This window comes from Aquimarina addita (assembly GCF_039539305.1).
GTDB classification, from domain to species: Bacteria; Bacteroidota; Bacteroidia; order Flavobacteriales; family Flavobacteriaceae; genus Aquimarina; species Aquimarina addita.
In genome coordinates this window covers 17,478-41,852 of record NZ_BAABCW010000018.1, presented here as the reverse complement: position 1 = coordinate 41,852, position 24,375 = coordinate 17,478, and the positions used below count along the sequence as shown (strand labels likewise).

The following is a 24,375-nucleotide window of genomic DNA, read 5'->3' as shown; positions in this document are numbered from 1 at the left end:
CTTATAATGACTTTATAATTTCGATTAATTTCTTCTTAGCCCTATGATATTGTGATTTAGAAGTCGAATTACTAATCCCTAGTATTTCTGAAATTTCCATATGATCATACCCTTCGATTAAATACAAGTTGATAATTTGTTGATATCCATTGGGTAACATTTTAATTCCTTGCTGTACTTTATGTATATCAGCTATTTCTGCGGGTTCATCTATCTCTTCTCTAATGCGATATTCGTAAGTATCTATGGGGACTACGGCTATTTTTTTTAACTTTAAATAATTAATACTTTTATTAATAACTATTCTTTTTAGCCAAGAACCGAATGTGCTTTCGTATCTAAATGAAGAGAGATTTTTGAATGCTTCTATAAAGCTTTCTTGTACTATATCTTCTGCATCTTCTTTTATTCTTAACATACGAAGACTCACATTATACATAGCATCTACATAGAGCTCGAACAATTGATATTGCGAATTCCTATCACCAGATTTGCTTTTTTCTACAAGATCTTTATGGGTATAAAGAATATTATTTTTCAATTAGTTATACTTGGTTATTAGTCTTATGAAAGATGTTTTTCTTTCTAATTAATACTATTGACAATAGTAAAATCCAAAGGTTGCATGCGTGAAGAAAAAAATAAATTTTTATTAAAATAGTGAGATATACAGAGGAGGTTAATTTACTGTAGATAACGGAGAGTGCCAGGAATCCTTAAACAAAACTGTGTTTTTAGTATAGTTTGTTGCTTTTTTAACCCAAGAACCATCATTAGCAGGCATTAATTTTACCTCTTTGATTAATTGAAAATCCTGAATGTCATGTCTATAGTTATAATCTAACTTTACCACACCAAGCTGAAGAGATTCATTATAGTAGCCTAAATAATAAATCCCTAATTGAAAACCATTTTCACTGATTAGAATATTTGATAGTGGATCATTTTCTGTGTGTTTAATTAGATTTTTATGAAAAGAATGGAGCGTGTATGTCTCTGTTTTATTGCCAAATAAAATGAGTAGCAATGAGTTGCCGTTAGGTCTGTATTTTGTACTTCTTGCATACGCAATAATATCGTCATACCCGTCATTGTTAAAGTCCTTATTTCTAAAATATGCCAGTTGATACCCTTTAAATTCTGTACTGATAAACGCCTCAATTTTTTGAGTTTCGTTTGGGATTTCGATTATCTCGGTAGGAGAAATACGATATGATTTTTCAATTTCTTTTCTATTAAAATTTTCGTAGGTAGTTTTTGATAAGTCTGATGAAGGAATGTCTAGTGCTTCACTATCTATACTTATAACTCGGATAATGTCATTAGCATCACCTGTATTGTACGAAGGAAAAATGACCTGATTGCTTTCCGATAACCCTCCGTCACCTACACCTGTATTATTTGCAATATGTCTTATTTTTTTGCCATCCCACCCATAAATAACATCACCACTTGTTTTACCACAACCTCCTCCATACACGCAAGATGCAAATAATTCATTTATATTAGCGAGACCTAAGGTGCCCAAAGGAACTAAACCATCAATAGAAAATTGGTTGGATACTATGTTGTCTAAAACCTTTCCATCTTTTATTGCTAATAAAGTACTTTGATAGACAGCAAAAACTAATCCTTCGGTTTTAAGGCTCTCTATACTATATTCTGATAAGAAATCACTCCAAATGTAAGCTTCTTGGTCTTCATGTTTTATGTGATGCCAAAAACCTATTGTAGTATCAATAGTGTCTTTTTTGAAATTTGCCGCTATCAACTCTACTTTACTTTGTAATTTTAATGTATTGAGTATGGGTGATGATAATGATGGTTCTGTTCTGATATTTACATTGTCACCAATTACATATTTCCATTTTTTACCAGAAAGGAAAGATAATGGTAGTTTTTTTGTAAAAGGAGTAAGTTGAGTACCATCCCATTGAAATGCTAATGGTTGATCCTTTGTAAAGGTACAGATAATTATTTCTTTACCATTACTATTGTACGTATCTCCAATGCTAAAAGCGGAGTATAATTCTTTATCGGGTTGTGTCAACAATAACTGATGTTTTATCAGTTTGTTATTATGAAAAATTTTTACTCCAATTTCACTCTTTGACTCCTGTTTTATTAGTACTTTATAATCAGTATCTGTATGGAACCTAAAGGATGATTGTGTAATAAGATGATTCCATATATATGCAGTTTTATTTTGGTACTTGATTTCTACCCAATGCCCTGATTTTCCATTTATGGTGTCTCTAGTCTGTGACCAGGTTGGTATAAGATCGAATCCAGCATTTTCTGTTCCTATTATTTTTGATTTTAGAGAAGGTTTTGATCGTATATTGACATCAGAACCATATACTACATTTGTTTGGTAGATATGGTCTTGATACATACTTTGTTGAGCATCAGTTTTAATACATATCAATAAGGTAAAGAAAAATAAAAGCTTATGCATAGAAAAGTGTTAGATAATAGTCGATATAGTTTAAAGCTACAATAATTATTTTACATTTATAGATATAAATATGGTGAGAATAGAAAAAGCCTGAAAACGATCTTCGTTTTCAGGCTTAAAAAATGTAAATTATATACGATCATGCGATAATCGCATTTAATGTTTGACTAGGTCGCATAGCGTTTTCTACCTTCTTAGTATCTGGTAAGTAATATCCACCCATATCTACTAAGCTGCCCTGTGCTTCATTCAATTCTGTTATGATCTTAGTCTCATTATCTGCCAGCTGTTTAGCGATTACACTAAATTCGTTTTGCAAGGCAGTATCTTTTGTCTGTGCTGCTAATGCCTGCGCCCAATATAGAGCTAAATAAAAATGACTACCTCTGTTATCCAGTTCATTTACTTTTCTGGAAGGTGATTTTTTATTATCTAAAAATTTAATAGTTGCTTGATCTAAAGCATCTGCAAGTATTAAAGCCTTTTCATTATTATTTTTTTCTCCCAAGTGTTCTAAAGAAACAGCTAAAGCTAAAAACTCTCCTAGAGAATCCCATCGCAAATGTCCTTCTTTATTAAATTGTTGTACATGTTTTGGAGCAGATCCACCGGCACCAGTTTCGAATAAGCCTCCTCCATTCATTAATGGAACAATGGATAACATTTTTGCACTTGTACCTAATTCCAGAATAGGGAAGAGGTCTGTGTTAAAATCCCGCAATACATTTCCGGTAACAGAAATAGTATCCTTACCCTCTTTAATTCTCTCTAAAGAGAATCGAGTCGCTTCTACAGGAGACATAATTCTTATATCTAATCCGCTGGTATCGTGGTCTTTTAAATATTCGTTTACCTTATTTATTAATTGTGCATCATGAGCTCTATTTTTGTCTAACCAGAAGACAGCTGGTGTATCGGTTGCTCTGGCTCTGCTAACGGCAAGTTTTACCCAATCTTGTATCGGTGCATCCTTAACCTGACACATTCTCCAAATATCACCTTCTTCTACAGTATGTTCTAGCAGTGTATTTCCTGAATCATCCACAACACGAACAATACCATTTTCTTTTATTTCAAAGGTTTTATCATGTGAACCATATTCTTCAGCTTTCTGTGCCATTAATCCAACATTAGGAACGGTTCCCATAGTAGTGGGGTCAAACGCACCATGTTTTTTACAAAAATCAATTGTTTCCTGGAATATACCCGCGTAACTACTATCAGGGATTACTGCTTTAGTGTCTTGCAATTTACCCTCAGCATTCCACATCTGTCCAGATGTACGAATCATAGCAGGCATAGAAGCATCTATAATAACATCACTAGGTACGTGAAGATTTGTAATTCCTTCATCAGAGTTTACCATAGCTAATTTAGGACCATTCTTATACGCCTCCTTAATATCAGCTTCTATTTCAGTTCTCTTCGTATCTGGTAATTTTTTTATTTTATTGAGAAGATCACCAAAACCATTGTTTACTTCTACATTAATTTCTTCAAGAGTCGCAGCATGTTTAGTGAATACATCTTTAAAAAATACTTCTACTGCATGACCAAAGATGATAGGATCTGATACCTTCATCATGGTTGCTTTCATATGAAGAGAAAATAGAATATTCTTTTCTTTAGCATCGGTTACCTGTTCTTCTAAGAAAGATACTAAGGCGCGTTTACTCATCACTGATGCATCTATTATTTCTTCTGCTAATAAAGGAGTATTCTCTTTTAAAATGGTAGTAGTACCACTAGCGTTCACAAACTCTATAGTTACATTTCCAGCTTTTTTTACTGTAATAGATTTTTCATTAGAACGAAAATCTCCATGAGACATCGTAGATACGTGTGTTTTAGAATCAGCAGTCCAGGCTCCCATAGTATGAGGGTTTTTCCTGGCATATTGTTTAACAGGTTTAGGAGCTCTACGATCAGAATTTCCTTCTCTTAATACAGGGTTAACGGCACTACCTTTGACCTTATCATATCGCTTTTTTGCTTCTACCTCAGTGTCATTTTTAGGTTCTTCCGGATAATCAGGAATTGTATATCCTTGTAGTTGTAATTCTGCAATTGCCTCTTTTAATTGAGGAACAGAAGCACTAATGTTAGGTAGTTTGATGATATTTGCTTCTGGATTTTTTGCTAGTTCTCCTAATTCTGCTAAGGCGTCTGCTTCTTTTTGTGAAGCTGTCAGATTTTCTGGAAAAACAGCAAGAATTCTTGAGGCTAAGGAGATATCTTTAGTTTCTACTTCTATACCTGCAGTTTTGGTGAATTTCTTGACAATTGGTAAAAAAGAGTAGGTAGCTAAAGCAGGAGCTTCATCAGTTTTTGTGTAAACGATTTTAGAATTTTCAATTCCCATATTTTTTGGTTTTTACTCAGGTATCTTGTAATCCTAACATCCATCAGACACCTTAATTTATTATATTATAATTATGAAGGAAATAAGTAGTTGTTTCACTTTCTTGGACAAATAGCAACACTTGTTGTTTGTAAAACTAAAGTGTATTGTGTTTGGTACTACTATAAGTTATAAGAATTTCCGAGCGCGAAGATACAAATATAGGTGTGTAAATACAATAGCAAGAGTATTAGTTTAAAGTAAAAAGAGGCTGAATTAGATATCCTTAAAAAAAGAAGGCTTTAAAAAAAGATTGTAATAAAATTTTAACTTTGAAATAAGAAAAAATCAATAACGGGATTGTCTTAAAATAAAAAGCCATATCAAATTACGAAAATCTTGATATGGCTTTCTTGCAGAAATAAAAATAAGTTAGCTATTTTACCAGCTATAAAATTACCGCTTTCGCATATAGATACCTTAGTTTATATTTCTGGGTATGAGTAGATTTATATTTATCAAATAATAATCTGTATATATAAAAGCTACTCACTGATTATTACGAATACTTCAATTTCTAAATCACTACTGTGAATTTCGATTTTTTTTATCCGAATAATCAAATACCTCTTAATATTAAAAAGGTGTCAAAACTTAATTTTTTCCTTTAAATTTCATTTTGAAATGATTTTAAAGAAATTCTTTAAATTAATTTCAAGTCTGTATTTAAAAAAATAACTTTCGTTTTATATTTATCCTAATATTAAGATTATTTATGTAAATGTTCAAAGAACGATAGAAATATTAGATGTTAGAATTCTTGTGTCATCTAAAACAATTTTAATATCTCTGATATAAAGATAAAAAATATAATTGTATTATTTGTTTTTTTATTCATTTAGTTATCAACGGTTTATGAACTTAGGTTGTTAACTTTTGTTTATAAAAAAAGGCTGCCATGAGGCAACCTTTTTTATGTATATGAAGCTGATAAATACTAGCCTCTTTTTTCTTTGATACGTGCTTTCTTTCCTGTAAGCTCTCTGAAATAAAATATACGAGCTCTACGAACACTACCTTTTTTATTGATTTCAACTTTTTGAAGTGCAGGTAAATTTACTGGGAAAATACGTTCAACTCCTACAGTTCCAGACATTTTTCTGATCGTAAAGGTTTCTGTTGATCCAGAACCTCTTCTTTGAATAACAACTCCTCTAAAGAACTGTGTACGTGTCTTGTTTCCTTCCTTAATCTCATAATATACTGTGATTGTATCACCTGCAGAGAATTCAGGAAATTCTTTTTTTGCTACAAACTCGTCTTGTACGAATTTTATTAAATCTGCCATTTTGCTTTGATTTACTATTGTTCTGTTAAAGCAACGTTCACGATTATCGCCAGAGGTTGTTTCAATCGGCTGCAAAAATAAGTATTAAATATGAATTAACAAGTTTTTTGTAAGTTTTATTGATTTTTTGTGTTGGATGCTTTAAGGTTCTTATTTTTAGATTTATAGATTATGTAATGAACAAATGGTTTTCTTATATCTAGCTCATTACTCATCTTTTTTGGTCTCAAAAAAACAAGTGATTTTTTGATGTTATAATAAATCTCTTTTCACGAGTTCTTTAGCCATATTAGTCATAGATTTAGGTATTGAAGCACTGCTTAAGGTACTAACTTCATGTTCTAATGGGCTAATGGTGCTTTTAGGTTCATATATCTGAAAATGTGCTCCTGCATATGAAGCTAAGGGTACATTTTTAGAATTAAAAACAAATAGATACGTTCCCTCTGTACCACCTTTCTCGTATATCCCATGACCTATTAATACATGATCTCCGTTGGAGTCGCCCTGATAGATTTTAAATTTTTCCTTAGTTACCGAACCTCCATTGAGTTGGCTGATTCCTTGTCCGTTGGAAACAGAAACTACGTATATGTCTTCTATACCATAGTCCCGTTCTACTTTATACCCTCGGTGTGGTAGTAGTTTTTTCTCTTCTTCAAGTTTTTTTAATATCCAGTCTGGTCTTTTAGGAGTACTTGTGATTAATTCTTCTGCTTTTGCTGAATCAAAGCCTTTTGTGTTTAAGATTCCGATTTGTGCTGCATATTCAACAATACGCTTTTCTGACAACCAATAGTTTTTTTTGGTAATAGTCAGAGTATCTGATAATTTTCCTCCATAGAAGGCTCTGTATCTATACTCTTTGTCCATCAGAAATAATAAGGATTGTTGAGCAAGCTCTTGTATCTTAAAAATGGGCTCACCTTTTGTATCATTGATTTGGTAGTAATTAGGTCCTTTTACTTTTATTTTTTCAATAGTGCCAACTTCAATTTTATCAATAAGAATGACTCCTTTTTTGACTTTTACACTTTGCGCAGTTACAGAGAATGTTAAAAATGATAGTAGAATGAGTGTTAGAATTTGTTTCATAGAATTTTATATTGTTTGTTTATTAATGTCTTAATTACTGAAAATGTTACTAATTTAGCTAAAAAAAATATTCATTATAGCAAATGCCATAGATTAAGAAAATGCTCAGTTGTCAGATTTTAACTACTGTAGTAGTGATTATTTTTCTTCAATAGTAATTTCTACATTGTGTAACTTGTGTATGTTTTTGGTTAGCTAGTAAATAGTTCTGGAAATTATTCAATTAAATTTCTTATCAATTTACTAAATTCATGATCAGATAGTATTCAGTCCTCATACAGAGCTGTCAATTTTCTTAATGCATTTGAGAATGATTGCTTTATTCATCTAATAAGTCGGGCCTTAGTTCTTTTGTTCTTTGATAAGCTTTTTCTTCTCTCCAAGCTTCAATTTTAGGGAAATTACCAGAAGTAAGTACCTCTGGAACTGTCCAGCCTTTATAGTTTGCAGGTCTCGTGTAGATAGGAGGGGCTAACAGGTTATCCTGAAATGAATCTGTCAATGCTGATGTTTCATTGCCTAGTACTCCCGGGATTAAGCGTATGATTGCATCACATAAAATTAATGCCCCTAATTCTCCACCAGATAACACATAGTCTCCTATAGAAATTTCTCTGGTGATAAAATGATCTCTTACGCGTTGATCTACTCCCTTATAATGACCACAAAGAATAATAAGATTTCCTTGTAATGATAGTTGATTAGTAATGCTTTGATTTAAGGTCTCTCCATCAGGAGTCATATAAATAATTTCATCATACTCCCGTTGCGATTTTAAGTCGGTAATACATTTGTCAATAGGACCTATCATCATAACCATTCCGGCGCCTCCACCAAATTGATAGTCATCTACTGTTTTGTAATTATCTGTAGTGTAATCTCTTAGGTTGTGTAAGTGTACTTCTACTAATCCTTTTTCTATAGAACGCTTCATGATAGAAGCCTCAAAAGGACTTTTAAGAATATCAGGGACAACGGTAATAATATCTATGCGCATCAGTATATTTTAAAAAATGCAAAGATGCAAAAGAAACTAGTGATAAACTATTTTTAAGATAAAATGCTGTTACTTAGTTCCTGCTTTACGTTGTTTGTTGATTTCGTCCTGCAGTTTACGCATTATTTTTTGCTCTCTTTCTAATGCTCTGCGTCTATGTTCCTCAAATTCTTCTTCTGTTTCGGTTAACGCTTTTTTAGCCTGAACTGTTACAGAATTACTATTTTTAAATTTGAAGATAAAGAAAGCAAGAAGTGCTAGAAGCCCACCTACAATACTCCACATCATGGTTTTATAGCTACTTTTAGTAAAAGACATCCCTAAAAAAGTCATACTATCCTTTTCTTCGGTTATGGCAGACAAATCTTCATTTGTTTTAGCTAGAGAAGCTTCAAGGTTAGAGATAGAAGTTTGTTGTTCTGTAATTTTTGCATTAGATGTACTTAATCTGGACTCCAGTGTTTTGATAGTATCAATCGTATTCTCTTTAAGTTTTTCTATCCAGATGCGTTTTACCACTTTGTATTCCTGGTATTTACCGGATTTTTTTATTACAACATCAAATTGAGTTTTGATATTTTCTTGTCGTAATGCCTGATCAGCAGTAAGTGTTTCTTCTTTTGCCTGTGTGGTTGTTCCTTCTTGCGCTTTGAGGGTTTGACAAGTGAAGAAGAGAGCTATTAGAATTAATAGATACTGTGGTAATTTCATGTGTTAATTTTAAAAGAGTTTTTAATGTGTGTGATACCTAGTGATGGGTTTTGATTCACTTTATCCTTAATTAGTTTTAACGCCAATAAATATATGATATTGTGAGGGATTTAAAAGATTTATAATCTAGCCGCTAAGCATGCCTCAAAGGTATTGTTTTTAGTATTGAAATATCACATTTCATTATTAAATTCTTATAGTTTATCAAGCAATCTATACCGTAATCTTAGGGTTTCTAATATAGTACGGTATAAATTGCAATGACAGAAGATGTTATTCTAAAAAACTATCTGATTTAATAGAGGGTTTAACTATGATGATGCTGGTTTATATTTAGTAATAAGTATAGCGTCTTACTTTTGCGATATACTTAGATAGCCTGATAACCTGATGACTATATCCATACTCATTATCATACCAGACATATAAAATTATATTTTTTCCTGTTGGGTCAACAATCGTAGCATTACTATCATATATAGAAGGAGCTGCAGAACCTATGATATCACTTGATACTAATTCATTGTCCAGAGAATATTTGATTTGTTCAATCAAATCTCCTTCTAATGCGTATTTTTTTATAGTAGTATTTACAGTTTCCTTAGACACTTTAGTATTTAATTGCAGGTTTAATATTGCTAAAGATCCGTTAGGTACTGGTACTCTGATTGCATTAGAGGTTAGTTTTCCTTCAAAACTAGGCAGCGCTTTGGCAACTGCTTTGCCAGCTCCTGTTTCTGTAATAACCATATTTAGCGCAGCTGCACGACCTCTGCGATATTTGCTATGCATGTTATCGACAAGATTTTGATCATTAGTATAGGCGTGTATTGTCTCTAGATGTCCGTTGATTACTCCAAAACTTTCATCGATTGCTTGCAGAATAGGTGTGATTGCATTGGTGGTACAAGAAGCAGCAGAAAAAATATTTAATTTATCGGGGTTATGTTTTTTGTGATTTACTCCATGAACAATATTAGGAATCCCTTTTCCTGGTGCAGTGAGTAATACTTTATCAACTCCTTTTGCACTTAAATGTCTGCTAAGTGCCTCTTTGTCTCTAAAAGCCCCTGTGTTATCAATTAATAATGCATCATTGATGCCATATGAATTGTAATCTATCTCTTCTGGAGAATTAGCACTGATTATTTTTACAGTAGTACCATTAATAATTAAAGCACTATTTGCCAGATCTGTTTCTACTAATCCTGAAAAATTTCCGTGAACAGAATCATTTCTTAATAAGGAAGCTCTCTTTTCTAAAATCTCTTCTGTAATTGCGCCTCGAGTCACAATGGCTCTAAGACGTAATTGACTACCTCTACCTGTTATAGTCATTAATTCTCTGGCAACTAAGCGGCCTATTCTTCCAAAACCATATAGAACCACATTTTTGGGTGTGATAGGCGTGAATTTTTTGGCATCCTTAAGCTTTTCCTGTACAAACCGATTTATAGAACCAAATTCATCACCAGCAATATGATACTCGTAAGTTAGTTTACCTATATCTAATTTTGAAGGAGGTAAATTCATTAATTTAATTGATTGCGCAATCTCTACAGAGTCAAAAATAGAAATTGGTTTTTGTACAAATTCTCCTGCATATTCATGTAAATTAATAATTTCGCTAACATTTTTATCGATAAGAGAATTACGAAACAATACTAGTTCGACAGCGTTATCATACCATAGGTCGCTTACCGTTTTAATAAATGATACCGTTGCACGCCTTCTATCTGCCTGAAAAGCGAGTTCTTTTTCGTAAACTTCATTATGGTTCATAGGATTGTTGTGTTTTTGTATGGTTCAAATTTCGCGCAAAATTATATAATTCAAACGTTTTCGTAAAACATTTTTTATAAAAAGATCCCATTATCTTTCAAAAAATAATGGGATCTTTTATTCTCTTATGAATTTTGTCTAATTCTGAAAAACGAATTCTCGTTTTTCTCCATTTCTATCAATAAGACTAATGGTGATATCGTCCTCAGGATACTTGCTTTCTATAATTTGTTTTACCTGCAATACATTAGAAACTTTCTTACCATCAATTTCGCTAATAATAAGCCCTTCCAGATTATAACGTTGCATTCTGGAACTTAATGCTTTACTAATAACCACTCCATGATCAAGATTAAACTTTTTAAGATATTCTTTATTAGGGTTAGATACTTCTACACCTACATCCTTAATATTATATTCTTGTATTTCATATTTGGATAAAGTAACAGGTAATGTCAATTCTTTATTCTTTCTTAATACTTTGACACTAATCACATCTTTAGGTCTTTTACTATTAACATATCCTGTTAGGTCAGAAAATTTTCTGATGGGTAAGCCATCAATTTCTTTAATGACATCTCCTTCTTTTAGCCCTGCTTTTTTGGCTCCACTATCTTCATCAACATTTGCAACTAACACTCCTTGTGATACTGAAATTTCATATTGTTCCATGGTTTTAGGATTAATGGTTCCTCCTCGTATTCCTATAATCCCTCGTTGAACATCTCCAAATTCTAAGATATCTTCTACGATTTTACGAGCATTATTAGAAGGAACGGCAAATGCATATCCCACATAGCTACCTGTTTGTGATGTTATAGCGGTATTGATACCGATAAGTTCACCGTGGATATTTACTAATGCACCACCACTATTACCTGGATTTATAGCAGCATCAGTTTGTATAAAAGATTGCGCATTATTATCCATTTCATTCAGGTCTCTGGATTTAGCACTGATAATACCCGCAGTAACTGTAGATGTAAGATTAAATGGATTTCCTACGGCTAGTACCCATTCTCCAATTTTAGCGGCATTAGAATCGCCAAAAGGAATATAAGAAAGTTTAGTGTCTGCATCAATTTTGATCAATGCGATATCTGATTGTGCTGATGTTCCAATTACCTCTGCCTTATATGACTTATTATTATTGAGTGTAACTTCTAATTCTGTGGCGCCATCAATTACATGGTTATTAGTAACAATATATCCATCTTCTGTAATAATTACTCCAGAACCAGCACCTTGAATCCTTTTTTCTCCTGCTCCTGCATTCCCGCCATTTCTAAAATATTCCATTAAATTTCTTGGCTGACGCGAAATACCGTATTGTTTTACGTGTACTACTGCGTTTACCGTTTTTTCTGCGGCAACCGTAAAATCAGCATTCGTACTTGATGAGGTTGCAGTAGAAGTATAATTAACGGGTATAAAACCAGCGTTTGGACGGGTGTCAGTGATAGCAACAGATGCGGTCTCAGGTTCCATCCATAATTTATACGCTCCCAAGGTAAAGGCTCCTGCCAAAATAGCTACAACTAATAAGCTCAAAAATCTTTTCATCTTCTTTTTCTTTATTTAATTTGATTCATACTATTTTTAAAGACTGTTTTAAACATCAAAAATTACAAATTTAGTGATGCTTTTTTTAAAATTTAACGCCTAATTAACAACCGAATTATCTTTACATTCTTTGTACCTTTGTCCTTATTAAAGTTGAATTAGAGAATAATGAACCTTACTTTTTATAAATATCAAGGTACTGGAAATGATTTTGTAATCATTGATAACAGACAGTCTATTGTGACCAAAAATGATACCAAATTATTTAAAAGACTTTGTGACAGAAAATTTGGAATTGGAGCAGATGGATTGATGTTATTAGAACTTCCTGAAAATGATGAAGATGATTTCACTATGGTGTATTTTAATGCCGATGGTAATGAAAGTTCTATGTGTGGGAATGGAGGTAGATGTTTAGTTGCTTTTGCTTCTTTTTTAGGAGTTATAAAGGATAAAGCCACGTTTACTGCTATCGATGGAAAACATTATGCTGTAATAAAAGATGGATTGGTACAATTGCAAATGCAGGATGTTTCTACTATAGAAGAATATGATTCTCATTTATTCTTAGATACAGGTTCTCCACATCATGTAATGGTTGTCGATGATTTAGATAATTATGATGTTGTTTCTGTAGGACGTAGCATTAGAAACGGAGCGCCTTATTATGAGGCAGGAAGTAATGTGAATTTTGTAGAAAAAGCAACAGTAGGTGTTTTTAATGTTAGAACATATGAGCGCGGTGTAGAAGATGAAACCCTGTCTTGTGGTACTGGAGTCACTGCAGTGGCGCTATCTCTGCATACATCTAAGATGACAGATAAAAAAGAAGTTCGAATGCAAACTCCCGGAGGGGAGTTAAAAGTAACCTTCCAGAAAAATGAGTTAGGATATCATCATATTTTTCTCATAGGACCTGCAGAACAGGTTTTTAAAGGCGAGATTGTATGTTAACACTTAAAGGGGAACAAATTTTTTTAAGAGCACTGGAGCCAGAGGATCTTGATTTCATCTATATGATTGAAAATAATGAGGAAATCTGGGAAATGAGTGCCACCCAAACGCCTTATTCCAGATTTTTGATTAAGCAATATTTAGAAAATGCACATCAGGATATTTATGAAGCAAAACAATTACGATTAGTGATTTGTGATCTGGATGAGACGGTATTAGGGCTTATTGATCTTTTTGATTTTAATCCTGCTCATAATAGAGCAGGAGTAGGGGTATTAATAACAGACAAGAAGCTTAGGGGTAAAGGATATGGTAAAGAAGCGTTAGCATTGGTTTCAGAATATGGAAAAACACATCTTCATTTACATCAGCTGTATGCTAATATTTCGGTTGATAATGTACATAGTATTATGTTGTTTGAAAATCAAGGGTTTGAGAAAGTAGGAGTAAAAAAAGAATGGAGTCTTACTAAAGATGGGGTTTATAAAGATGAGTTGATATATCAATTAATATATGTACATTAAAAAGATATTGCTGAGTATAGCATTAATGGGATTATTGGCTGGTGGTTTTTTTGCGTTTCACGTATATCAGGCAGTCTTCTCTCCTAATACTAATTTCGAAACAGAAACCGTTGTTTTAAAAATTCCAGCCGGAACTGAGTACCCTGCATTAAGAAGAATTATCCATCCTTTGCTAAAAGAAACTACTAGTTTTGATAGAATAGCTATAAAAAAAGGGTATGCAAATCATATTAAACCAGGCAGCTACACCATAAGAAGAGGATGGAGCAATATTGAAATCATAAAGTATCTAAGTCGATAGTACACTATTGAGCTCATATGAGAAGTAATCAATTAGCAATTTTTTAGGGTCGTAGTGTGACAATGACGTTTATGGTGCTTTTGTGAATAATTTCTTTTGTACTTGAGGTGCTAATAATACACGAAATTTTGTAGGAAAAAAAGCAGGTTTTTTTCTGTTTCAAAGAAGAAATATCCTCGTTTTATTAACAATTTCATAAATTTAATTGTTAATAGTTGGTCATTTTAACGTTTAAGTTTTTGTAAATGAAAAGAGGTTGATTGATCTTCATCCCTTTATCTCAAACCTTTTCAGAGCGATTTTTGGTACATTTTGGGGATGGTTATTTTTGTAACTTATTGTTTTTCAGGTTTATAATATTTTAACATTGTCGAGCTTGTGGTTTAAAAAAATAGCTTATATTTGCACTCGAAAATTTAAGTAGAGGGGAACGTCAATTTTTGATGTCTACTTAGAAAATTTTTATATGATAAAGAGGATAATTGGATTATCAGTAATTCTTACAATAGGGGGAATAATATTAGTAAGTTTTACATCAGGCAAAAGCACAAATCTTAGCACTTATAGTACAGCTGGATTGGATTTGTATTACATCGCTCCTAACTTTAATGAGATAGAAGATGATGTAGAAGAAGAAACTATTAATACATTTTTCTCACCAGAATTAGGAAAGGGATATACAGGTTTTAAAGAAGCGCTTGCTTTTAAGGAATCCCGGAAAGACTACGGTATTGTTAATCAATTTGGGTATATGGGTAAATATCAATTCGGTATTGGTACATTGGCTCTCATTGGTATTAAAAGTAAAAATACTTTTCTTAATAGTCCAGAGCTTCAGGAAAGAGCGTTTTATGCTAATCTTTCCAGAAATAAATGGATTTTGCGTAAAGATCTAAAATGGTTTACTGGTAAGCGGATAAATGGTGTTTTAGTTACAGAGTCGGGTGTACTGGCTGCTGCGCATTTAGCAGGTCCGGGAGCGGTGAAAAAATATCTTCGTAGTGGAGGAGTAGAAGGTTTTGCAGATGCTTTTGGTACTACCATTCGTTACTATATGAAAAGATTTGCGGGCTATGATACGTCTAGTGTAGTTCCTGATAGAAAAGCAAAAGCATAATCTATTTGTATTTGTCTTTGTGTATAATTAGTTAGTTTTTCTTCTGGTTGATTTCTTAAGGCAATTTTTTATAGAAAATTATATAAAGACCTTGTGAGTTTTAAAATTCACGAGGTTTTGTTTTTTTTATAGGTGGTTGGCGTATTATTGGTTCTTTATACTTAACTTTTTTTATTGTCAGAACCATTATTTATTTGATGAGTTTATGTTTTTTGATTTTGATTGAGAAGAGCTTATATTCATAACGAATGATGGTGATGTTATAATACAAGGATTGAACAACTTAAAAATCTCTTTGAATAATAAAAATTGCAGGTTTTTTATGTAGTTCTATTGATTCATTTTTCCATTGAGCAATATTTTTTGTAGCAATGTATTCTGTAGTTAGTGTGATATCACACGCTATGCATAATCTTGTACTGTCATGTAATATTGTAGTAAGGTCAGTTAACATTTTATCATTTCGATACGGTGTTTCTATAAATATTTGTGCTTGCTGTTTTTCTAATGAAATTCTTTCTAATGTTTTTATGGCTGATTTTCTTTCGTTTTTGTCAATAGGTAGATATCCATTAAAAGAAAAGCATTGTCCATTCATTCCGCTACTCATCATTGCTAATAATATGGATGAAGGCCCTACCAGAGGAGTTACTTGTATTCCTTTTTCGTGAGCTAATTTTACGATTTCAGCTCCCGGATCTGCTATACCTGGGCATCCGGCATCAGACAATAAGCCTACGGAAAGTCCATTAAGGCAAGGTTCCAGATATGTAGGGATCTCGGCAATGTCCGTGTATTTATTTACTGTGTTAATAATAAGTGATCCTTGTGATTTACTAGGGCTAACTTTTTTGATAAATCGTCTCGCAGGTTTTTCGTTTTCGACAATATAATGGTTTACTTGCTCTAGTACTTTCTTGATGGATATGGGGAGTACCTCTAGCGGTACGTCATCTCCTAATCTGGTTGGTATCAGGTATAATCTTCCTTTTGGATCTAGGGGTTTAAGTTCCATAGTTTTATTTAATAATTGTTTTGGTTAAGTTCCTTGTAATAATGTATGCTATATGTGGTTTAATTTCATTAGTACATGTTTTACAATACTACTAATTTTTTTGTTATAATTAATAGTAAAAATATAATACCCTATTAATAAGTCATTATTTAGAGTTTTGAATCGGTATTTGTAGAGGTTGTGTATTTATGAAAACTAGTACTTTTGTTTAGCTTTGTTTTATCTCTTCTATTTTTGTGTAATAAACGTGGTAGTGTTTGTTGCTTTAGAGTGGTAGCATTTTATAATTTTTCAGCAATTTTTGTACATGCTTCATCCAGCATTTTATAAACACCCATAAAGCCTTGATCTCCTCCATAGTATGGATCTGGTACATCAATACCTGTAGGGAGGTTTAGTTCTTCAAGAATTAGTTTTACTTTTTTGCGGTCGTTTTCGTTTCTGGCAAGTTTTATGATATCATTGTAATTTGCTGAGTCCATAGGGTATATAAAATCATAAGTATCAAAATTACCTACCGTAAATTGACTTGCTCTTTGATTCGTAATATCGATACCGTGCTTTCTTGCGATATCTATTGATCTTGTGTCTGGTTTTTTACCAATATGGTAATTGCTTGTTCCGCAAGAGTCTATTTGGAATTCTTTTGGATTTAATTTAGACGTTAGGATTCCTTCTGCTAATGGAGACCGACAGATATTCCCAAGGCAAACCATTAGGATTCTAATCATTTTATAAAAAAATTAAAGAGTCAACTTTTTTCGTAGATCTTCTACGTATTTCCTAAACTGTTTATCGGTAGATGATAGATTGTCAACGGTTTTGCATGCGTGTAGTACCGTAGCGTGATCTCTTTTTCCTATTTGTGTGCCAATACTGGCTAAAGAGGCTTTTGTTAGTTTTTTTGCAAAAAACATGGCTAATTGACGTGCTTGTACAATATGACGTTTACGGGTCTTAGACTGAAGTGTTTCTACATCCATTTGGAAATAATCACTAACTACTTTCTGGATGTAATCAATAGATACTTCTCGCTTGGTGTTTTTGACATAATTATCAACGATCGCTTTTGCTAAATCAATAGTGATATCTTTTCTATTAAAGGATGAATGCGCTATTAATGAAATAATAGCTCCTTCTAGTTCTCGGATATTTGTTTTGATGTTATTTGCTAAAAACTCTATGATATCTTCAGGCATTTCTACACCATCACGATATAGCTTATTTTTTATAATAGAAATTCTTGTTTCGAAATCTGGTTGATGAAGCTCTGCTGATAGTCCCCATTTAAATCTGGAAAGCAATCGTTGCTCTATATCCTGCATATCTACAGGGGCTTTGTCACTTGTGAGGATTACTTGTTTTCCGTTTTGATGCAGGTGATTGAATATGTGGAAAAAAACATCCTGTGTGCCAGCTTTTCCTGATAATAACTGAATATCATCAACTATGAGTACATCTATTATTTGGTAAAAATGGATAAAATCATTCCTATTGTTCTTTTTTACAGATTCTATGTATTGCTGTGTGAATTTTTCAGCAGAAATATAAAGTACTGTTTTTTCTGGATAATTATCTTTTATATTAACACCAATTGCATGCGCTAAATGGGTTTTTCCTAAACCAACACCGCCGAATACTAATAATGGGTTGAATGAAGTTCCTCCTGGTTTATTAGCAACAGCCATACCTGCAGATCTTGCTAATCTATTAGAGTCACCTTCAAGAAAATTATCAAAATTATAATGAGGATTTAATTGAGATTCTATTTTAACATTGCGAATACCAGGGATTACAAACGGGTTTTTAAGTTCAGGGTTCTTGCTTTTTACAGGAACATCCACTTCTTGAGAACTCACAGAAGAGCGGTTTGAACTAGGGATCTTTTCGGTAAAAGGTTTTTTATTACCGTAAGTGTTTTCCATTTTTATAATATAAACTAACTTAGCAGTTTCGCCTAACTCCCGTATTAATGATACTTTAAGAAGATTTACATAATGTTCTTCTAGCCATTCATAAAAAAATTTACTGGGAACTTGAATGCTCAATGCGCTATCTGTTAATTTAACAGCTTTAATTGGCTCAAACCAAGTTTTGAAAGCTTGAGGAGTTATATTGTCTTCTATAAATGAAAGACAATTATCCCAAACTGATTGCGCAGTTATATTCATTATTTAGGTTAGATTATTTTTAGGTTATTAACAGGAAATTGTTGAAAAACCTCCTTCTTTTTTTGCTTCACAAATATGTGAACAAAAAATGTAAAAAAAAAACGATTTAGGGGTTGAATTTTAATTATTTTTTTTGCATACTTTACTTTCTAAGTTATTTGTATCAATATACCATTATTTAACAATTTATATGTCAATTATCTCCAAAACTTTATTAAAAGTTAGATATGCAGAAACCGATCAAATGGGTGTTGTTCATCACGGTAATTATGCACAGTATTTAGAATTAGCACGTATTGATTGGCTATCAAAACTTGGAGTTTCATATAAATCTATGGAAGAAAATGGCATTATGCTTCCTGTCTTCAAAATTGATTTTAAATTTATGAAATCAGCTTATTTTGATGATGAATTGACTATTACAACAACACTAAGGAAAAATCCTACAGTTAGAATTGTTTTTGACTTCGAAATTCATAACGAAAATCAAGAATTATTAACAATCGCATCTTCTACTTTGGTGTTTGTAGATATGACCACACGTAAACCAATTTTGTGCCCCTCTTATTTGATAGAGATCATAAAAAAAAGAGCAAATTAATTATCTAATCTTTTGATCTCTATTTCGTACAACGAAGAGAAAAGGCTATTTATTTTATTAGCCATCGTTTTTCTTACACAAATAAATAATTTACAATCTAATTCTAGTTTTTGATCTGTTATTTGAAGTTGATTTTCTTTTATGATTCGCATTACTTTATTCATATTTTTATATTCAAAAGTAATTGAGAAATGAATGTCAATTGTTTTTTCCTTGATTACAGAGGATGTTAATGCTAACTGTGCTGCACTACGATATGCATGTATCAACCCACCAACGCCTAATTTTACACCTCCAAAATAACGAACGACAACGATTAAAATATTTGTGACTTCAAACGATAGAATCTGTCCATATATTGGCTGTCCGGCAGAATTAGAAGGCTCTCCATCATCATTGCTTCTATAACGAATATTTTCTGTTCCTATTTGCCACGCATAGCACCAGTGTCTGGCAGCATGATGTTGCTTTTTTAGTATATTAATATGATGTTTTGCTTCAGTTTCACAGGTGATAGGGAACGTATAGCCAAAGAATTTACTGTTTTTATCTTTAAATAAAACTTCTTCTCCTGGTTTATCAATGGTTCTATAGATATCTTCTCTTTTCAAACTACTTTTGTTATTATATAGTGAATGCAACCATAATGATACTTATAATGGCAAGAATAATCCCAATCCAGTTTTTAAGAAAAAGCACCTCTTTGAAAAAAAGAACTCCCACAAGCGTAGAAACTAATAGTATGGAGACATTATTTATAGTAAATACTGTAGCACTATCCATGTGCTCATTTTTTAAAGCTTGTATTAGGAAATAAATTGAAAAGTAATTAGGAATACCTAATGCTATCCCCGCCAGTATGTTTTTAAAAGATAACTTTAAAGTACCTGTAATTGCTTTGTATGATAAAATAAAAATACCAATTACAGCAGCAAATCCAAAAATCGTTGCCGAAAAAATAGGTACGTCATTATCAACAACATAATTTGTTTCTAAGAACTTGAGACTAGTATCGATAATTCCACTACCCAAAAATACTAATATAGGAAAGATTAAATTTTCTTTTTTTATTGAAACTCCTCCAGCTGTTTTCATAGCAGTCATATATACTGCAACAAGTGCAATTAGAATTCCTGATAGTTTTAAAAAACCGGTGCTTTCCTGATATACAATTATTCCAAATAGTACAGGAATTGCGATACTCATTTTACTGGCAACGGCAGCAACTGAAAGTCCGTTTTTTTGTGTTGTAATCGCCATCAGATTAAAAATGAGAATAAATATGACTCCTAATGCCATGGCACTATAGAGCCAATTAGCATTTATTATAGTGTCAATTTTTATAGGGCTTGTATATGCTAATATTCCAGAAGTACAAGCTATAATATAGTTGATAATAATTGCTTGAAAAGTGTCTACATTATATCTGGAAAATAGTTTAAAAATTATAAAAATAAGACTTGAAGCAAATACACTCAAAATAAGGTATATCAAAATAACTCGGATTTTATAGTGAATAAATCTGTAATATCTTCAGTTTCGGGATCATTATTCCATACATGGATTCCTAGTTTTGCTGCAGAGTCTGTGTTAATAGTGGTGTCATCTATAAACATAGTTTCAGAAGCCAGTAACTGATGTGTATTCATTACGAATTGAAAAATATCCGTATTCGGTTTTCTAAGGTGTATTTCATGAGATAAATAAAAGAAATCAAAACAGTCTTTAAACTCTTTGTAATAAGTAATGTTTTTTTTAATCCAATCGATGTGTAGTTCATTAGTATTACTTAATAAAATAAGTCTGTATTTCTTTTCGGCGGCTAATTGCTTTAAAAATTGCAATCTATGTCTAGGAAAATCTTTTAAGATAGCATTCCAGGCATCTATAATCTGTGTATCTGTGCTATGTATAAGATGACGCTGGTAATGACTAATGAATTCTGATGTAGTAATTTTTCCTATTTCATAAGAGGTATTGATGGTTTCCATCTTTTTTGTATTAACATCCTCTCCCAATTTTAAAAACTCTCTTTCTGTAGCAGGTTTATCAAGGTTGATGAATACATCCCCAAAATCAAAAATAATAGTTTTAATCATTGCGATATTTTTTTAAGTGATCATCAATTATTTTTTCCTCAGAAATGAGTGTACCTTTTATAACTGGAGCTTTAATTCCTGCTTTAAAGTAAGTTGTACCTTTAAAAACCCGGGCTTCATCCCAAAGATTAAGATCTATAAATGATTGAATAGTTTGTGTGCCACCCTCTACAAGAATAGATTGAATTGTATGTGTATGTAAAATATTACATAATTTATCAGCAATATTAGGGGTGGGATCAGTGAATTCGTACAGTAAATTCGTGGCGTTTATTAGACTGTTTTTTTGTGTAGTAACGATCATTGTTTTTACCTGTTGATCCAGAATTTTGGAATCTTTTGGGATTTTATGATGTAAGTCAATACTGATGCGAATAGGATGAATACCTGACCAGTCTCTGATCGTAAGTTTTGGATTGTCCTGTATTACCGTTTGATTTCCCACAAGAATGGATTGTTCTTCTGCTCTCCATTTATGTACAAGTTGTCTGGAATAGGTGTTTGTAATCCATGCAGGAGCTCTTTCTGAACGCTTTTTTGGAGCAATAAACCCATCAGCTGTTTCTGCCCATTTAAGAATAACATAAGGACGTTTGTGGTTATGATAGGTTAAAAACCTTTTGTTTAGTTCCTGACACTCTTTTTCCAGAATTCCTATTTTTACATCACATCCGGCATTTATTAATCTTTGAATTCCAGTTCCTGAGACTTTAGCAAATGGGTCAATGGTACCAATAACAACTTTTTTGATGCCTTTAGCTATAATAAGATCGCAACAAGGAGGAGTTTTTCCATAATGACTACAAGGTTCCAGACTTACATAAATTGTTGCATCGATTAAAAGTGAAGTGTCTTTTACAGAATTGATCGCGTGTACCTCAGCATGGGGTTCTCCTGCCTGATAATGCCAGCCTTCTCCGATAATCTTACCTTGATGTACGATAACGCTACCTACAAGAGGGTTGGGGTATGTGGTGCCTAGACCATTCTTTGCTAACTGAATACAGCGTTTTATGTAGATTTCGTCTATTGTCAATTTATTTTCGTGTCTTTTATTAGTTAAATTCTAAGGTTTCTTTGGTAACCGCTAAATGATTTGTTGGTTTATAAAAGCTTTTTGTTTTATGTCTTTTGTTGTTGATAATAATAAAAGTTTCGGCATTGTTTGCTCGATAGATTTCTTGTATATTTCATCCGATTAAATTGAACTGAAATAATTAGTGGTTACATTTCATATTCATAAATAATTCAAACAGGTAATTGATAGACAAAAGTACTATTTAAATCATAATGGACACAATAAAAATCCGAGCTGTTACTTTAGAAGATAATCCGGAATTAGCTCAAGTGTTAAGGGATGTTTTAGTTGAAATGGGGGTTCCTAAAATAGGAACGGCTTATGCTGATATTGCTCTAGATGTCATGTATGAGACTTATAGTCAATCCAGAAAAGCATATTTTGTGGTTGAAGATGCTGGTAAGGTGATTGGAGGTGCCGGGATAGCTCCTCTAGAAGATGGAGATCTTAATACATGCGAACTTCAGAAAATGTACTTTCTGGCAGAAGCCAGAGGAAAAGGTATTGGATTAAAGATGATGAATAAATGTCTTGATTTTGCCAGAGAGCAGGCATTTACTAGGTGTTATCTGGAAACAATGCCGTATATGGAAGCTGCTAGAAAATTATATCATAAGGTTGGTTTTAAGCCGTTAGACAGTCCAATGGGAAATACCGGGCATCATAGTTGTCAGGAATGGATGATAAAAAAGTTATAAGTTGAGAGTTAAAGACCTGAGAGTAGATTTTATAAGTGTTTTATCAGAGATATATGATGATGTTGAAGAAGTACACTCCTTTTTTTATATACTTTCTGAGAAGTTTTTAGGATTAAAAAGAGTTGATGTTGCCATATCACTGGATATGATAGTCCCTGCTGAAGTGATACATGATTTTGTACAAGCTCAAAAATTATTGCAGTCACATGTTCCTATTCAGTATGTAGTGGGAGATACTGAGTTCTATGGTTTACCTTTTATAGTAAACCCCGCTGTGTTAATACCACGACCAGAAACAGAAGAATTGGTAGATTGGATTATTAAAGATTACCATACATCACGCACAGGAGGTTTATTTAAAAAAGAACCTTTAAAAATTTTGGATATAGGTACGGGTAGCGGATGCATTGCAATTTCATTAGCAAAACATTTACAAAACGCGCAGATATTTGCCATGGATATTTCAGAAAAAGCTATCGAGGTAGCAAAGGCAAATGCAAAACTTAATAATGTAGATATACGTTTCGTGCTATCAGACATCTTAAATTCAGATACATTACCAGATGATTTTGACATCATAGTTTCTAACCCTCCTTATGTTAGAGATTTAGAGAAGAAAGAAATACAGCCAAACGTTTTGGATCATGAGCCTCATTTGGCACTTTTTGTGTCCGATACAGATCCATTGATTTTTTATAAAAAAATAGCAGAATTGGCAAAAGATAATTTGATAGCCAATGGAATATTGTATTTTGAAATCAATCAATATCTGGGTTCTGATACTCAACTGATGATGGAGCATAAAGGTTTTGAATCGGTTCAGTTGCGTAAAGATTTTTATGCAAATGACCGAATGATGAGAGCAACAAAAAGAACAATTTAATTAAAACAAAATATATGAATAATATATCCTCTTTATGTGTTTTCTGTGGTAGTAGTGAAGGCAATGATGTTAAAGTAATTAAAGAAGCCTATTTATTAGGAGAGAAACTAGCACAACAACATATTGCTGTAGTGTATGGTGCTGCAAAAATAGGTGTCATGGGTAAAGTGGCAGAGGGTGCATTGGCTCAAAAAGGAAAAGTGATTGGAATTATTCCTGAGTTTTTAAAGTTAAAAGAAGTGGTGCATTTAGGGTTGACAGAATTAATCGTAACAGAAACTATGCACGAACGCAAAATGAAAATGCAGGAATGTAGTGATGGATTTATAACATTACCTGGTGGTTTTGGAACCTTAGAAGAGTTGTTTGAGGTAATCACCTGGGCGCAGTTGGGGCTACATCAAAAACCGATTGGTCTATTAAATATCAACGGATTTTATGATCCATTATTACAGATGTTAGAGAATATGGTAAAGCAGGGGTTTCTGAAAACCGAAAATTATAAACTACTTTTAGTGGATGATGATATCGATCAGTTATTAGATAAAATGAAAAGTTTTGTTCCGACAGAAGTTCCTAAGTGGTTAAAGGCTAACAGGGTGTGATGAAATTTTGAATGATAGCAATAATTACTAATAT

Annotated in this window: 24 protein-coding genes; 8 read left to right on the top strand and 16 right to left on the bottom strand. The window is 32.6% G+C overall.

Annotation, left to right across the window (positions count from 1 at the left end; all coding sequences use genetic code 11):
• Window position 1: 1 nt before the first annotated feature.
• From ABD816_RS17595 to ABD816_RS17555, 9 genes are all read right to left on the bottom strand, one after another.
• Window positions 2-541 carry an RNA polymerase sigma factor gene (locus ABD816_RS17595; protein WP_344929638.1) on the bottom strand — a complete coding sequence of 180 codons (540 nt, stop codon included), beginning with the start codon at window positions 539-541 and terminating at the stop codon, window positions 2-4.
• 138 nt (window positions 542-679) lie between these two features.
• Complete coding sequence (locus tag ABD816_RS17590; RefSeq protein ID WP_344929636.1) at window positions 680-2,458, bottom strand: SH3 domain-containing protein; 1,779 nt, start codon at window positions 2,456-2,458, stop codon at window positions 680-682.
• Between the two features lie 139 nt (window positions 2,459-2,597).
• Complete coding sequence (locus tag ABD816_RS17585; RefSeq protein WP_344929635.1) at window positions 2,598-4,820, bottom strand: NADP-dependent isocitrate dehydrogenase; 2,223 nt, start codon at window positions 4,818-4,820, stop codon at window positions 2,598-2,600.
• 976 nt (window positions 4,821-5,796) lie between these two features.
• Complete coding sequence (gene rplS / locus ABD816_RS17580; protein WP_344929634.1) at window positions 5,797-6,147, bottom strand: 50S ribosomal protein L19; 351 nt, start codon at window positions 6,145-6,147, stop codon at window positions 5,797-5,799.
• A gap of 252 nt (window positions 6,148-6,399) precedes the next feature.
• A complete protein-coding gene (locus tag ABD816_RS17575; RefSeq protein WP_344929633.1) occupies window positions 6,400-7,242 on the bottom strand; it encodes a hypothetical protein in 843 nt (280 codons plus the stop codon).
• Window positions 7,243-7,561: 319 nt separating this feature from the next.
• Window positions 7,562-8,239 carry a tRNA (guanosine(37)-N1)-methyltransferase TrmD gene (trmD, locus tag ABD816_RS17570; RefSeq protein ID WP_344929631.1) on the bottom strand — a complete coding sequence of 226 codons (678 nt, stop codon included), beginning with the start codon at window positions 8,237-8,239 and terminating at the stop codon, window positions 7,562-7,564.
• Between the two features lie 69 nt (window positions 8,240-8,308).
• Window positions 8,309-8,950, bottom strand: a complete 642-nt coding sequence (locus ABD816_RS17565) for a tRNA (guanine-N1)-methyltransferase (protein ID WP_344929629.1) — start codon at window positions 8,948-8,950, stop codon at window positions 8,309-8,311.
• Window positions 8,951-9,283: 333 nt separating this feature from the next.
• Complete coding sequence (locus tag ABD816_RS17560; RefSeq protein ID WP_344929628.1) at window positions 9,284-10,732, bottom strand: glyceraldehyde-3-phosphate dehydrogenase; 1,449 nt, start codon at window positions 10,730-10,732, stop codon at window positions 9,284-9,286.
• A gap of 138 nt (window positions 10,733-10,870) precedes the next feature.
• The gene (locus tag ABD816_RS17555; RefSeq protein ID WP_344929626.1) at window positions 10,871-12,295 is read right to left on the bottom strand and encodes a trypsin-like peptidase domain-containing protein; all 1,425 of its coding nucleotides are present in this window, start codon (window positions 12,293-12,295) and stop codon (window positions 10,871-10,873) included.
• A 168-nt stretch (window positions 12,296-12,463) separates the two neighbouring features.
• Here ABD816_RS17555 and dapF point away from each other — a divergent pair, with 168 nt between their 5' ends.
• The 4 genes from dapF (at window position 12,464) to ABD816_RS17535 (ending at window position 15,191) form a co-directional block, all read left to right on the top strand.
• Complete coding sequence (dapF, locus tag ABD816_RS17550; RefSeq protein WP_344929624.1) at window positions 12,464-13,249, top strand: diaminopimelate epimerase; 786 nt, start codon at window positions 12,464-12,466, stop codon at window positions 13,247-13,249.
• Complete coding sequence (locus ABD816_RS17545) at window positions 13,243-13,773, top strand: GNAT family N-acetyltransferase (protein ID WP_344929623.1); 531 nt, start codon at window positions 13,243-13,245, stop codon at window positions 13,771-13,773. The genes dapF and ABD816_RS17545 overlap by 7 nt, the downstream gene beginning before the upstream one ends.
• Window positions 13,763-14,074 carry a hypothetical protein gene (locus ABD816_RS17540; protein ID WP_344929620.1) on the top strand — a complete coding sequence of 104 codons (312 nt, stop codon included), beginning with the start codon at window positions 13,763-13,765 and terminating at the stop codon, window positions 14,072-14,074. The genes ABD816_RS17545 and ABD816_RS17540 overlap by 11 nt, the downstream gene beginning before the upstream one ends.
• A 466-nt stretch (window positions 14,075-14,540) precedes the next feature.
• Window positions 14,541-15,191 (top strand): peptidoglycan-binding protein LysM, encoded by a 651-nt coding sequence (locus tag ABD816_RS17535; protein WP_344929618.1) that lies wholly within the window; start codon window positions 14,541-14,543, stop codon window positions 15,189-15,191.
• A 283-nt stretch (window positions 15,192-15,474) separates the two neighbouring features.
• On the opposite strand, the gene ABD816_RS17530 is transcribed toward ABD816_RS17535, so the two are convergent.
• The 3 genes from ABD816_RS17530 to dnaA form a co-directional block, all read right to left on the bottom strand.
• Complete coding sequence (locus ABD816_RS17530; RefSeq protein WP_344929616.1) at window positions 15,475-16,206, bottom strand: SAM-dependent methyltransferase; 732 nt, start codon at window positions 16,204-16,206, stop codon at window positions 15,475-15,477.
• A 281-nt stretch (window positions 16,207-16,487) separates the two neighbouring features.
• Window positions 16,488-16,937 carry a low molecular weight protein-tyrosine-phosphatase gene (locus ABD816_RS17525; RefSeq protein ID WP_344929614.1) on the bottom strand — a complete coding sequence of 150 codons (450 nt, stop codon included), beginning with the start codon at window positions 16,935-16,937 and terminating at the stop codon, window positions 16,488-16,490.
• Window positions 16,938-16,949: 12 nt separating this feature from the next.
• On the bottom strand, window positions 16,950-18,377 hold the full coding sequence (dnaA, locus tag ABD816_RS17520) for a chromosomal replication initiator protein DnaA (protein WP_344929612.1): 1,428 nt from the start codon (window positions 18,375-18,377) through the stop codon (window positions 16,950-16,952).
• Window positions 18,378-18,567: 190 nt separating this feature from the next.
• Here dnaA and ABD816_RS17515 point away from each other — a divergent pair, with 190 nt between their 5' ends.
• Window positions 18,568-18,978: an acyl-CoA thioesterase gene (locus tag ABD816_RS17515; protein WP_344929611.1), complete on the top strand. Its 411-nt coding sequence runs from the start codon at window positions 18,568-18,570 to the stop codon at window positions 18,976-18,978.
• On the opposite strand, the gene ABD816_RS17510 is transcribed toward ABD816_RS17515, so the two are convergent.
• From ABD816_RS17510 to ribD, 4 genes are read right to left on the bottom strand one after another with little or no spacing between them, the layout of a single operon-like run.
• Window positions 18,975-19,589: an IMPACT family protein gene (locus tag ABD816_RS17510; RefSeq protein WP_344929609.1), complete on the bottom strand. Its 615-nt coding sequence runs from the start codon at window positions 19,587-19,589 to the stop codon at window positions 18,975-18,977. The genes ABD816_RS17515 and ABD816_RS17510 overlap by 4 nt on opposite strands.
• A 13-nt stretch (window positions 19,590-19,602) precedes the next feature.
• Window positions 19,603-20,472: an EamA/RhaT family transporter gene (locus ABD816_RS17505; protein ID WP_344929608.1), complete on the bottom strand. Its 870-nt coding sequence runs from the start codon at window positions 20,470-20,472 to the stop codon at window positions 19,603-19,605.
• Complete coding sequence (locus ABD816_RS17500; RefSeq protein WP_344929607.1) at window positions 20,469-21,077, bottom strand: HAD family hydrolase; 609 nt, start codon at window positions 21,075-21,077, stop codon at window positions 20,469-20,471. The genes ABD816_RS17505 and ABD816_RS17500 overlap by 4 nt, the downstream gene beginning before the upstream one ends.
• Window positions 21,070-22,113 (bottom strand): bifunctional diaminohydroxyphosphoribosylaminopyrimidine deaminase/5-amino-6-(5-phosphoribosylamino)uracil reductase RibD, encoded by a 1,044-nt coding sequence (gene ribD / locus ABD816_RS17495; protein WP_344929606.1) that lies wholly within the window; start codon window positions 22,111-22,113, stop codon window positions 21,070-21,072. The genes ABD816_RS17500 and ribD overlap by 8 nt, the downstream gene beginning before the upstream one ends.
• 254 nt (window positions 22,114-22,367) lie before the next feature.
• Between ribD and ABD816_RS17490 the strand changes: the two genes are divergently transcribed.
• Genes ABD816_RS17490 through ABD816_RS17480 form a run of 3 tightly spaced genes read left to right on the top strand, consistent with a single transcriptional unit; the run spans window position 22,368 to window position 24,341 of the window.
• A complete protein-coding gene (locus ABD816_RS17490; protein WP_344929604.1) occupies window positions 22,368-22,853 on the top strand; it encodes a GNAT family N-acetyltransferase in 486 nt (161 codons plus the stop codon).
• A gap of 1 nt (window position 22,854) precedes the next feature.
• Complete coding sequence (gene prmC / locus ABD816_RS17485) at window positions 22,855-23,736, top strand: peptide chain release factor N(5)-glutamine methyltransferase (RefSeq protein WP_344929602.1); 882 nt, start codon at window positions 22,855-22,857, stop codon at window positions 23,734-23,736.
• A gap of 14 nt (window positions 23,737-23,750) precedes the next feature.
• Window positions 23,751-24,341: an LOG family protein gene (locus tag ABD816_RS17480; protein ID WP_344929600.1), complete on the top strand. Its 591-nt coding sequence runs from the start codon at window positions 23,751-23,753 to the stop codon at window positions 24,339-24,341.
• The last annotated feature ends 34 nt before the right edge of the window (window positions 24,342-24,375 follow it).